Here is an 11,872-nt window from a genome sequence, read left to right as displayed (position 1 = left end):
AGAACAAGGTTAAGTTTGCGGAGTCTGGGTCTGGACTTGCTGGTGAGCGACTTGCGCCATTTGAGCCACGGCCATTTGCGCTTGTTGCGCCTGCTGATGGTAGTAGTTCAATTTCGCAACGTACTCTTTCAAAGCTGCATTTTCTTGTTTCATAATGCCTGTTTGAGTCAGAGATTGTTGAAGATGGCTGTAGTAGTCCTGGGCTTCCAACGATTTCTTATCAAGAGCGATTTTCATCTCGATGATTTTGCCTTCAGCGACTTTCATCAAGTTTTGAAGCACGTCATTTTGTTGTGAAGCTGAAGACTCGACTTCGTTGAATGACGCCGAGATTTTTTCGATCTCTTGATTCAAAGATTCGATCTTTTCGTCACGTTGATTCAAGGCCGCTTGCATCTCTTCCACTGTTTGCTCAAGTTCGTGCTTATCAGTTTTCAGAGTTTGAATTTCAGCTTCAAGTTGCTCTTGTTTTTCTTCCCACAACTCTTGTTCCTTAGCGAAAGCCGATTTGGCTTTCGCAAGTTCCATTGCTGTTTCTTCTTTCAACGCTTGGTTGAGGTCGAGGTCGCGTTGCAAGATGCGCGTTTTATCGAAGAGCGCTTGAGAATATTTTTTCTCTTCGCTTTGCATTTGCATCGCGCGCGCTTTCAAACCTTGAATTTCAAGTTGAAGTTGCAAACTCAACTCTAGCGATTTTGCTAGATCGGCACTGAGCTTTGCGTTGTTCGCACGTTCTGCACTGAGTTGATCAGCGAGTTGTTGCATCTGCGCATCCAACGTTGCAGGACCGTAAGAAACATTCTCGAGAGTTTTGATTTTCTCGCGCAGTTCTTCTTGCGAACCTTTAAGGTCGGAGTGGAATTTCTTCATCTGCACTTGCATTTGCTCATACTTAGGTTGTGGAGGTTGATCTTCCTCCACAGGTCCGGTACTCAGCTCATTGAGCTTGTTGCAGATTTCGTTAAATAACTTTTCGTGCTCTGGGACTTCTGACGTCGTCATCATTTCATAATTGTTATGCACAGACCGAAGTCAAGTCATGGAAAAATATTGACAGAGGTCGGGGTTCCCGATGTAGGTCCAGTAGTGTAGGAGGAATTGTAGGTATGACTATGCAGAAAAGCATCCGCCTTTTGATGGCTTCGATTATTATGATTACTTCAGTGCAATACGCACACGCTGAGGACGGGTTGCTCAGTGATATCAAACCTCCACAGCAAGCGTCGGAATATATCTTTCGCTCTTCACCAAAAGAATCTTTGATCAGTGTGCAACTGATGGGCGCTGTGAATAAGCCAGGTATTTACTATGTGCCTGCGAATACAGATTTGTTGAAGTTGATCACTCTTGCAGGTGGTTCTTCACAAGTCGGTGACGTCAGTGAAGTTCTTGTTCGCAAGCAAGATCAAAAATCTTGGGGTAGTGTGAATTCAAAAGCGGTGAATGAATACAAAGGCGCTTACGAAGTTGATGCCGAAAAAATTATTAAGTACGGCGGTGCTCGTGATTTAAAATTGGCGCAAGATGATTTCGTTTACGTGCCACAGAAGTCAACGTGGGTCAGCAGCGAAACGACTCGCAACGTGACAATGATTTCTTTGGTGGCTGGGATTGTTTTGACAGGCCTTTTGATTCAAAAAAACTCGGATCATAAATAATGATTTTGAAAGCCCGCGACGGAAGAATTTTATTTCTGATTAAAGCGCTCGCGGCGCTGGCTTTCCTATCGAAAGTTTCTTTCGGCGTTATTTTGCCGATTCCACGTGAAATTCCTTACCTGATTTTCCAGCAAGGCATGCATCCATACGTCAACGTCGTGTTGTGTGCGTTGTTCGGTGGGCCGCTGATTTTGTTGTGGATGAAGGTTCGCGATCGTCAGCATATCAGTGGCTTCTATAAGCTCTTCGTTTTTGCGTTGATGATGACTTTAACCGTGGAAACTCTTTTGCAGATTCACTATGTGAACTTTGATGAATCGCCGTTGATGCAGGTGGGAGCTTTAGGCGCGACACTTTTCATGATCGTCGTCTATGGTTTAGTGATTCCGAGTTTATGGAATGTCGAGGATTTTCTAAGATTTATCCAAAGATGGACGGGTGCCTTAGTTGTGATTTCGCTTTTGCTATTGCCAATAGCAAGTGGTGCGGAATTTAAAGGCGGCCGTTTCATCGGCGTCTTCAAACACATTCCTCACATGGTCAGTTGCGCGACGATTGCTTACATCTTTTCACTTGGAACAATTCTGACCGATCAAAAACTGCAACATAAGATTTGGGATGCGTTGGTTTTGGTCGCAAGTTTTCTTGCGATCATTCTAACGGGTACGCGTTCTTCGGCAGCGGCGGCGATTGTCGCATTTGTGCTGACAATGGTTTTGCATAAAACCGAAACCAATATGGGGCGCATTTTTAAATTTGCGACCGTTTGTTTCATCATGACTTTCACGATGTTTTTCGGAATGCAGACTTACGAATTCGCGCACGGTATTGCGACGGGTGAAAACTCTTTGGGCTCGCGCCAAGCGCAAGACGGTGTGGCTTCGCGTTGGGAGGAAGTGCAACGCGGAAGCGAGATCTTCATGGAAGAGCCATGGCTTGGTCACGGGATGATGTCGAAGTTTGCAGCTGGCAATGACGTCGATGTTTCGAATTATAATGCGATGAAAGATCCCCATAATATTTTGGTTTCCGCAGGGGTTGTTGGCGGGTGGCCGCTCTTGGGTTTGGCGGTGATGTGTCTGATCTTTATGACGATTGGGTCCCTTAAGTCGCTTAAATCCTTCGACATAGCTAAGCGCCAAGTCGGGATTTACCTCCTCTCGCATATACCAATTTTGGTGATATACCACGTGCACTTGTCCATTGGCGGCATGGCAGATCGAATGTATTGGATGGTGTTCGGTCTACTAGCGGTAGCCTCGGTGACGGTTTCGCGCCCTGCCCAGAACTAATTTCAAATTCTTAACCATCATTGCAGATTAAACACAGGCCAAGCCTGTCAAATAATGGCACAACGAATGCTTAGACAGATCATCACAGAAAGTGAGTAGGTATGGCTGAGCAACACATCGAACCAGAACTCACAGTGGGCGAAATCATTAAGCTTTATATGTCCCACTGGCGCATGTTTGTGGTCTTTACAGTCATTCTTTTTTCCATCAGCGCGATTATTTATGTTGTTAAAATTCCGTACGTTGCAACGACGAGCATGGTGTTCAACGATACTCAGAATTCGTCTCTACAAGCTTTCTCAAGCCAGTATTTCGGTTTGTCAAAATCTCTTCAGGAATCGAAAAAAGGCAGCAGCCTTCTTTCAAAACATATCGAGTACTTGAAGACGCGTGAGTTCTTTGAAGCTCTTCTTGCAAAAGTTGATGAGCGTGGCAACAGCGCTAAAATCACGATGGAAGAACGTCAAGGTTACGAGCAATTGAAGAACGATTACTTAAACAAGATTGATGCGACAAAACCAGAAACGAAGCTAGAGATCTTGCAGAAGTTTGATAAGTGGACAAAGGCAACTCTAGATTCTGACTTTGAGATCAAGCTTTCTGTGGCAATTCCAAGTCGTCCGATGTCGTTGTTTCTTGCAAACACGGCGACTGAATTGGCCGGTGACTTGTTGAAGAAGCGTGAATCAGAAGAGATCGCTCGCGTTGAAGAGTTCATGATCACGCAAAAAAAACTTTCTGATGAAAAGTTGGCAGAACTTGGAAAACAGTTAGCTGAAACGCAAACAAAAGATGAATCAATTCTTCCGCTCGCTTCAAAAGATAAAATGGGCGAATACGTGTCTGAACTTTTGGTTCGCGGAAACGAATTGAAATTGAAAATGGCCGAGAACAGAAAAATGATTGAGTACTTGCAAAAAGGTCGCACGGCTCAACAAGAAAGTTCTTTGTACGGTATCGGTGGCAAGATCGAAGCTTTGAAGATTGAAAACAGTTTGATCGAAGGCAAGCTTGCACAGGTTCAACAATCGATTGATCGCTTGAAGAAAGATGCGAAGGAACTTCCATATCAAGCGCAATTGGCTGACGATCTTCGTAAGAAATCGGAATTGGAATTCAACCGCTACAAAGAACTATCAGCGGCTTTAGGAAAGTTGGAAGCGGCGAAACTTTCAATCGGAACTCGTTTTGAAGTTTTAGATCACGCACGCTGGGAAAACACGTTGCCACAAATTGGTTTAGTGGCTTTGGGTTTGTTGTCAGTGTTGTTAAGTCAGTTTTTCGGTTCATTGATCATCTACTTCCGCTACTTGTGGAATCCAGATGTTGTAACAGCGCAGGCTTCGCGCAACTTGATGATTTTCGATAACCACTCTGTTGATCCGCGCGTGATCATCGAGAATTCGAAAATTAAATTTAGCTTGAAGAAGCCACAAAGCCTTTCTGAATTGGAAGGCCATAGAGATGACTCTTGGAATGTTTTGAACGTCGGTCAAGGGTCCGACATGACCCAGTAATTTCATTAAGGATGCACTTATGAAAAAGACAACAGCCTCTAGCTTATTCCTGATCGCTTCGTTAGCCTTAGCCGGTTGTGGCAACAAGGTGAACCAGAAGCTTCAACAATCGGTTCAGGATAATCAAAATGCAAAATCACTTGCAGAGTGGGAATCTTCTCCGGCTCATCCGGAAGTTTTATTCCAAGACTGGCGCGAAGAAGCGCAGCAAGCTCCTGCGAAAAAAGAAGAACTGAAAAAAGATCTTTGCCAAGAATTGCAAGGACTTGATGGTCAATCGCTTTCGGTATTTGAAATTGAAATCAAATCCGATGCGAACCGCGAAATGCTGGCACCTTGTAAAGAGGCTTTGCTTGCGCAACTAGAGCGTTACTACGCAGCAGAGCGCGCGACATTGCAAGTGCAAGTGAACGCGTTGAAGCCGAAACAAACTTCGAACAACTTCCAATTCCCAGTGAACGTGCAAAAACGCGATTACTCGAACGGTTATTTGGCGGTAACGGGTGACGTACAAAAGAAAGAAGTGATTCTGACTTTCGACGACGGTCCAAGCCCAGAGTACACAAAAACGATTCTTCAAGCGTTGAAGGAAGTGAATGCGAAAGCTCACTTCTTTGAATTGGGTAAAGCTGTGCGCTTGAATCCAGAAATTACGAAACTTGTTGCGGCTGGCGGTCACATGGTTGGTTCGCACACAATCAATCACTACTGCATCGGTAACTTGAAAGAGTGCGGTCACGCGAATGGTGGCAAACAGTTCAGCTTCGACGATGCGATGGTTGAATTGAAAGGTGGTCACCAAGCGGTTTACGACGTTCTTGGTTACGTGGATCCGATCTTCCGTTTCCCTTACGGTGCGGCGTCACCGGAACTTCGTGGTGTTTTGAAGCAAGCGGCGACGGCTGAGTTTTACTGGAACATCGACAGTGAAGACTGGAAAGCTCAAACAAATGAGAACCTTCTTCAGAACACGTTGGCTCAGTTGGATTCTAAGGGTCGCGGAATTATTCTTTTCCACGATATCCAAAGAAGAACGGCTGAAATTCTGCCACAACTTTTGCGAGAACTTTACACTCGAGGTTATTCTGTTGTACAACTTCAATCTGCGGATCCAAACGCAAAGTACAACAGCAAATTGGTTAAAAAGAACCTGCCTTAGAGTGAATGAAAAGACCTGACGTAGATAGACCTTCCACATGGAAATCCTATAAAAACGATATGTGCAATGGCTGCTGGGGCGGCTGTTGCACAATGCCGGTCGAAGTGAAATCTTCCGATCTGGTGCGCTTGGGTGTGGCTTCCGAAGATGAAGTCATAGGCTCTGTGAAAAAGCTTGCGAAGCGCCTGATTAAAGAAGGCATCATCGTCTCTTACCGTTCGGGGACGGAGTTCTTCATGCTCCAGCAAAAAGCCAATAACGACTGTTTGTTTTTAGATTCGGTGACGCGTTTGTGTACGGTGTATGACAAGCGTCCCGATACGTGTCGCCAGTTTCCTTCGATCGGTCCTCGCCCGGGATTTTGCCCTGGTGCTCCTCGCAAATAGATTCGTTAATAGCATCGTCTCACTTTGAGATTTGACTGAACTGTAGACAGCCGTGAGCGCGAAAAGGGCGCTTTCATGGCGCAGTCTCGCTTTGACATGGCTAAACCCTCGTAAATTCAAGAAGAAATGGCACGGGCACTGCTCTTAGTAAGTATTAAGAACAGGAGGCCTCACATGAGCTTCACAGATAAGAAATTCGAAATGGCGATCTTTACCCTTGTTGCGGTTTTGGTTGGCGGACTTGGATACCTTATGAAGTCTCCTGTGCAAGCTGTTTTGGCGAACGCCGAACTGGTTTACGAGATGCCTCGTCCAAAATCATTCTTGGCAGCGTTGTTCGGTCTGGGTTTAGAAGATCGCGAAATCGATCGTAAATACGTAAATCCATTCGATAAGAAAAAAGCTGACGACAAAAAGAAAACGGCTGATGCAAAAGACGCTAAAAAACCAGCGGCTCCTGCACAAGTTGCGGCTAAGAAGGCAGACGCTAAAAAAGCGGATGCTGCGAAAAAGCCTTCTGTTGACGTTAAAGTTGTAGGTGCGGACTCGCACAACGGTCTTACTGGTAGCGATATCGCGAACGGCGCTGACGGCGCGGGTGCTGGTGCGATTGCAAATAACAATGTTGCAAACACAGGTGCTGCCAACGACCCAGCAAATGATGAGAATACTTTAAGCGGTGCTCAATGGAGTGCTTTGTTATCTGCGCAACCAACGAAAGAAAACGCATATAAGATGGTAACGGCTTTCGTGGCTGGTAAATTGGATGCGGCTTCTTTCTACAGCATTGTTAACGGTCTTTTGAAAAGCACTAAATCTGATACGCAAGCTGTTGGCTTGTACGCTTTAAGCCCAGTATATACGACTCAAGGTTTCACAGTTGTTGCTGAAAATTACAGTCTGCTTGCTACTGCCAATCAAAATACAGCGATGAGCTATATGCAAAGCTACGGTACTAAAAATGCTTCGGGTGCATTAGTTGGCGCATTGAAAAGCAATGACACAGATGTTGTGACACTTGCTTCGCAAGTCATTGTTAAAGCTTACCAAACAAAATCGATCTCTGACCCACGTAACACTCGTGGCGATGTGGTATCGACTTCAACGCCAACTGCGGAAACTTATAAGCCTTACGTTGATGCGCTTACACAGTTAAGGGCTGCTGGTGGCGAGATCGGTGACATCGCATCTCAAGCTCTTAGCCAAATGCAAAGCGTAGTCGCAGCACTCTAAGATCCTGCTGGACAGCTAATAGGAATATCGTTGAGAATGGGCTCATGAAAATGGCCCATTCTTTCATTTTTGCAGCACTGTTGTTTGTCGGTTTTACCGTTCAAGCCGCTAGTGATTTGCCTCGCAATCTTTCGACGAGCGAGCAAAAGCGTGCATTGGAAATTCTGGGTTTAGGTTCGGCGTCCAAAATTCTTGCGAACCCTTATCCATTGGGTGGTTACACTGGCGTAGAAGTAGGGCTGACAGCAGAGTTTATTCCTCTGGAAGACCTTTCGAACTTGGGAACACAAACCAATGATTCCGGCGAATTCAATTACTACACCCTGACAATTGGTAAAGGTCTTTACTACAACATCGATACATTGTTGTATTTTACTCCGGCGATTCAAGATCAGAAGGTGCAAACGTTTGGTGGTCAACTTCGTTGGGGCTTTTATGAAGCAAGCTTCTTCCCCATTTCATTCTCTGCAAATTTGTATGCGGGTGGCGCGAACTTTTCGAATCTGATCAACGTCACAACAATGGGTTGGGATTTGGTTGCGACTGTAGCTATTGACAACGTCGCTTTGTACTTTGGTGGTGGTCGTATCAATGCTCACGGTAAATTTATCGGTGGCACGAATGGGATCACTTCAAGTGGTGAAACTGAAACACAAACAAGTTCAGAAAATCACACATTCGCAGGTGTGAACGTCAACGTTTCCAAATTCTTTGTGGCGTTAGAAATCGATAAGTACGTCGATTCCGTCTACGCGGGTAAGCTTGGATTCCGCTTCTAATTAGTTCTCTGGTAATTGAGATTTTTCGATGATCTTCGTTGTCGATTTGCCGTCAACGAATTGCAAGGACATGACTTTACCACCGTATGACATCACGAACGGTGCGCCTACGATAGATTCGATTTTCCAGTCGCCACCTTTTACCAAAACATCAGGACGAACTTTATGAATCAAGTTTTCCGGAGTGTCTTCAGTAAAGATCGCAGTGAAATCAACGCACGCAAGTGCTGCTAAAATCTCGGCACGGTCATTTTCATTTTGAATAGGACGAGTAGGACCTTTAAGACGTTTTACACTGGCATCGGCATTTACACCGATAACCAAAACATCACCCAACGAGCGGGCTTCCTGCAAATAACGAACGTGTCCGATGTGAAGTAAATCAAACACGCCATTTGTGAAAACAATTTTTTTACCTTGGGAACGAAGAGGAGCCAAAGCCGCTTCAATCGTATCAAATGTTCGGACTTGGCCCATGAACTCTAAACTTTCTTAAGAAGTTTCGCGCCAGTGATTTTACCAGCGTAGTCTTTATTCATCAAAACAGACAAGATCGGGAACAAGATGAAACCCGTCACGATCACAAGAGCACTTCTAGCAACCACTTTCAAAGCGTAACCAGCAGTATTCAACTCTTTTGGCGTGCCGATGCGTTGATCGAAGGCCCATTCACCAGGTGTCGCACCCATGAAGATGCGGTTCACAGTCATATAGATGAATGCCACAGTCGCAAACATCGCAACTGTAGAAATATAAATCATGCCTGCTTCATCTGGATGAGTCAGGTTGCCGATCAAATCTACTTTCGTGATCACTAGCAAGATGATCATGCACAACAAACTTGCTGCGATAACCAACATTGAATCCAAAAGTGCAGAAGAGAAGTTCCAAGTCGTCGCTTTGTATTCTTCTTTTGCAGCAGTTTGGCTGATTTTGTTTTTAGCTGTCTTTTCTTCGAAATCGAAACGACGGCTTTTTTGAAGAGTCTTAAGAATTTCATCAACCGCTGCTGATGAATTTGAAGTCGAACCGTCACCGCCAACTTCTGTCAAAGTGCCAGGAGCTGCTGCAGGCGTGTTCGCTTTTTTGCGCGGAAGCGGTGGACGAAGAGGATCAACCGAAGATTCTTCGATCAACTCTAGACCTTGGTCCTTAATGAACTTTTGAGATGTAAAAGTGTCCGCTTCAGCTTCTGCTTTCGCCGCTGGAGTCGTTTTCTTTTTATGAAATCCAAGCCCGTCAGTGAGTGGCTTAAACTCAAACTCTTCAAAAGGATCAACCATGACCTGCTCCTATCAACACATCAAATCAAAGTCATACTTTAGGACTGATACAAGAGCCATGCAAGCCGTTTCAACTCGCAAAACCTGCTGGCCTAAAGTCACTGGATGAAGGCCTAGTTCAGTGAAGTGTTTGACTTCATTGTGTGAAAAACCGCCTTCAGAACCAACGATAATCCAGATGTCTTTGACGCCTTGGGGGTGCTCCGACTTTACCTTGTTGCAGTAGTCTTTGATGCTTAGTGTTGAAGTGCCCTCATAAGCAAATAGACCCACTTGGCCGTCTTTTTGGTTAATTAAAGATGAAATCTTCTCGAATGGAATCGGATCTTGAACCTGCATCAGGTCGCCACGGCCACTTTGTTGAGTCGCGGAGCGAACGATTTTGTCCCAACGCTCAAGCTTATTGTCTGACAACTTTTCGCCCTTACGAAGGAAGCTAAATTCAGAAAAGAAAGGCTGAACCGATTTCACTCCCAACTCCACGGCTTTTTCCATTACGGCATCCATAACGGGGAAGCGCGAAATCGAAAGCACCAAATGAATGTGCGGAGTTTTCAAAGCGGGGATGATACGTTCTTCAAGCACGCGGCCCACCGCGGTTTTTTTTGTCACCTGAGTGACTTCAACGAAATAGGCTTTGCTATCTTCTGTTAGAACTTCGAATTTAGATCCGACCTCTTGGCGACAGACATCGAAGATGTGATGAAACACATCGCCCGTGAAATTCACTTGGTCTTGGAAAAGATCTTTTTTCTCGATCCAGTAACGTCTCATGATTCCCGCTCGTTATTGTGCAGAAGATTGAACCCAGTAACCAACCCATTCGTCTTTTTCAAGACGACGGACGACTGTCAGGCCTGAATTTTCTAAGAAGTTTTCAAAGAAATGATTGTCACGCTCTTCAAGAATACCTGTCAGAAGCATGTGACCACCTGGCTTCAATACGCGCATCAAATCTTTTTTGATGTTGATCAAAACGCCGTCGATGATATTTGCAACAACAACGTCGTAAGGACCGCGCACTTCTTCAAGAAGTGAATCAGGAATATCGATTTGTTCCAATTTATTCAGTTTCACGTTTTCACGAGCTACGCGACGCGCTTCGGGATCAATCTCGATACCAGCAACAAGTCCCATGCCACTCATCTGTGCAAGCATTGCTAAGATCGCAGTGCCAGTGCCCACGTCAAGCATTGCCCAGTCAGCAAGATTGGCTTTGTATTTCTCTGCCAATTTGTGAATGAAGAACGCCATCATTTGAGTTGTGGCGTGAGTGCCCGTACCGAATGCCATGCCTGGATCGATATAGATCGCATGTTTGCATTCCGGTGGGGGAGTTAACCACGAAGGAATAACCCAGAAGTCGCCGACAAGTTTGAAAGGTTTGAAACCTTTCTTCCACTCTTCAAGCCAGTCTTTGTTTTCTTCTTCGAAGATCGACCATTTGATGTTGCGATCGTACTCTTGCAAACCATCAAAGAAATCTTGGCTTGGATTTTCAGGGAAGAAAACATCCAAGTCATGGTTCGCAACTGTTGTGATGCGAGGATCGTAAGTGAGGTCAGGCTGTGTAAACACCAAAGCCTCTGTCACTCCAGAGGCTCCGCAGTCGAAACTGTGTGTTGTGATGATGTCTTCAAGTTCCTCAGGAACTTGGCTTAGGCGAACGCGGAAATAAGAATTGTCACTCATGCTCCGAGTTGTTACCAGAATCCGCCACTTTTTCAAGTGTTTCCGCTGGCGTAGAGGCTTTTGCCACTTCCTTAGCACCCGGTTTTACAGGGCTCTCTTCAGCTTTATTTGAAGCTGGTTTAAGATCGCCGGCACTTTGTAAAACCTTCTCTGTGGAAGGCAGGGCCGCTGGTGTTGGAGGAGGGTTTACAGCTCCAGATATTGGCGGAGCTAAAGCTCCAGCCGCTGCTACTGTATTTGGGAGGGGCGCAGCCGCTGGAGTTGTCGTAGTTGTTGTTGTCGTTGTAGTTAAAGTCGTCGTCGTTGTCGTACCCGCGAATGGTTTCGCTTCGTCGATCGCCGCAACTTTACGTTTTTTCGGTTTTGAATTGTCGATGAAAGAACCTTGAAGATCGATACGGTCGCCCGTCATGATGCCTGTTTGTTCAAGCATTGGCAGTTCATCGCGCGACAATAGAGTAAACTCGCGAGCGACTGCAACTTTGTCATAAATTGCGATGATTTTTAGTTGTCCTACGGGAACTGCAATTTCACCAAAAGAGTTGGCACCACTTGCATCGCGAATGTTTATTTTGCGAACAGCCGTGACGACAAGATTTTTCTTTAAGCCTGATGCGGGTCCCGCACTGATGTAGAAATCTTTGTAGACAGTGTCGTCTTCAGCCAACGTGATGTTGCGGCGAACATCAACGACTGTGATATCAGCGGCCTTGGCGCTTGAAGAAAAGCCTAAGATCAAAAGTAAGATAGACATCATAAAACAACCTTCCTGGTTCGTTCTGTTCTCTCTATCGGTTGTCTTATTTTGAAACTTAAGCGTTACGGTCCTAGGTCCAGTAAGAGGAAATAAAAAAGGCTTTAAATCTCTTTAAA

At 45.3% G+C, this 11,872-nt stretch carries 13 protein-coding genes; 7 read left to right on the top strand and 6 right to left on the bottom strand.

Translation table 11 applies throughout. The features are described from left to right. Positions 1–9: 9 nt before the first annotated feature. Positions 10–1,023: a hypothetical protein gene (locus tag DOE51_RS16070; protein WP_246845136.1), complete on the bottom strand. Its 1,014-nt coding sequence runs from the start codon at positions 1,021–1,023 to the stop codon at positions 10–12. An 83-nt stretch (positions 1,024–1,106) separates the two neighbouring features. Here DOE51_RS16070 and DOE51_RS16065 point away from each other — a divergent pair, with 83 nt between their 5' ends. From DOE51_RS16065 to DOE51_RS16035, 7 genes are all read left to right on the top strand, one after another. Continuing rightward, positions 1,107–1,658, top strand: coding sequence for an SLBB domain-containing protein (locus DOE51_RS16065; protein ID WP_142697547.1), 552 nt, complete (start codon positions 1,107–1,109; stop codon positions 1,656–1,658). After that, positions 1,658–2,950: an O-antigen ligase gene (locus tag DOE51_RS16060; RefSeq protein ID WP_246845135.1), complete on the top strand. Its 1,293-nt coding sequence runs from the start codon at positions 1,658–1,660 to the stop codon at positions 2,948–2,950. The genes DOE51_RS16065 and DOE51_RS16060 overlap by 1 nt, the downstream gene beginning before the upstream one ends. 101 nt (positions 2,951–3,051) lie before the next feature. Beyond that, on the top strand, positions 3,052–4,467 hold the full coding sequence (locus DOE51_RS16055; protein ID WP_142697546.1) for a hypothetical protein: 1,416 nt from the start codon (positions 3,052–3,054) through the stop codon (positions 4,465–4,467). Between the two features lie 19 nt (positions 4,468–4,486). After that, entirely contained in the window at positions 4,487–5,626 is a 1,140-nt protein-coding gene (locus tag DOE51_RS16050) for a polysaccharide deacetylase family protein (protein WP_142697545.1), read from the top strand. A 5-nt stretch (positions 5,627–5,631) separates the two neighbouring features. Then, the gene (locus tag DOE51_RS16045; RefSeq protein WP_142697544.1) at positions 5,632–6,012 is read left to right on the top strand and encodes a YkgJ family cysteine cluster protein; all 381 of its coding nucleotides are present in this window, start codon (positions 5,632–5,634) and stop codon (positions 6,010–6,012) included. 174 nt (positions 6,013–6,186) lie between these two features. Beyond that, on the top strand, positions 6,187–7,245 hold the full coding sequence (locus tag DOE51_RS16040; protein ID WP_142697543.1) for a hypothetical protein: 1,059 nt from the start codon (positions 6,187–6,189) through the stop codon (positions 7,243–7,245). Between the two features lie 44 nt (positions 7,246–7,289). Next, entirely contained in the window at positions 7,290–8,024 is a 735-nt protein-coding gene (locus DOE51_RS16035) for a hypothetical protein (protein ID WP_142697542.1), read from the top strand. Here the strand turns inward: DOE51_RS16035 and rfaE2 are convergent, their stop codons facing one another. From rfaE2 to DOE51_RS19340, 5 genes are read right to left on the bottom strand one after another with little or no spacing between them, the layout of a single operon-like run. Further along, positions 8,025–8,501: a D-glycero-beta-D-manno-heptose 1-phosphate adenylyltransferase gene (rfaE2, locus tag DOE51_RS16030; protein ID WP_142697541.1), complete on the bottom strand. Its 477-nt coding sequence runs from the start codon at positions 8,499–8,501 to the stop codon at positions 8,025–8,027. A gap of 5 nt (positions 8,502–8,506) precedes the next feature. Then, the gene (locus DOE51_RS16025) at positions 8,507–9,307 is read right to left on the bottom strand and encodes an RDD family protein (RefSeq protein WP_142697540.1); all 801 of its coding nucleotides are present in this window, start codon (positions 9,305–9,307) and stop codon (positions 8,507–8,509) included. 12 nt (positions 9,308–9,319) lie between these two features. Then, the gene (locus DOE51_RS16020) at positions 9,320–10,081 is read right to left on the bottom strand and encodes a 16S rRNA (uracil(1498)-N(3))-methyltransferase (RefSeq protein WP_142697539.1); all 762 of its coding nucleotides are present in this window, start codon (positions 10,079–10,081) and stop codon (positions 9,320–9,322) included. 12 nt (positions 10,082–10,093) lie between these two features. Then, on the bottom strand, positions 10,094–10,999 hold the full coding sequence (locus DOE51_RS16015; protein ID WP_142697538.1) for a 50S ribosomal protein L11 methyltransferase: 906 nt from the start codon (positions 10,997–10,999) through the stop codon (positions 10,094–10,096). Continuing rightward, on the bottom strand, positions 10,992–11,756 hold the full coding sequence (locus DOE51_RS19340) for a hypothetical protein (protein ID WP_246845134.1): 765 nt from the start codon (positions 11,754–11,756) through the stop codon (positions 10,992–10,994). Before DOE51_RS19340 ends, DOE51_RS16015 begins: the two co-directional genes overlap by 8 nt. Between the last annotated feature and the right edge of the window lie 116 nt (positions 11,757–11,872).

The organism is Bdellovibrio sp. NC01 (assembly GCF_006874625.1).
Classification (GTDB): domain Bacteria; phylum Bdellovibrionota; class Bdellovibrionia; order Bdellovibrionales; family Bdellovibrionaceae; genus Bdellovibrio.
Note: the sequence above shows the minus strand (reverse complement) of the source record. Positions and strands in the feature narration are given on the sequence as shown.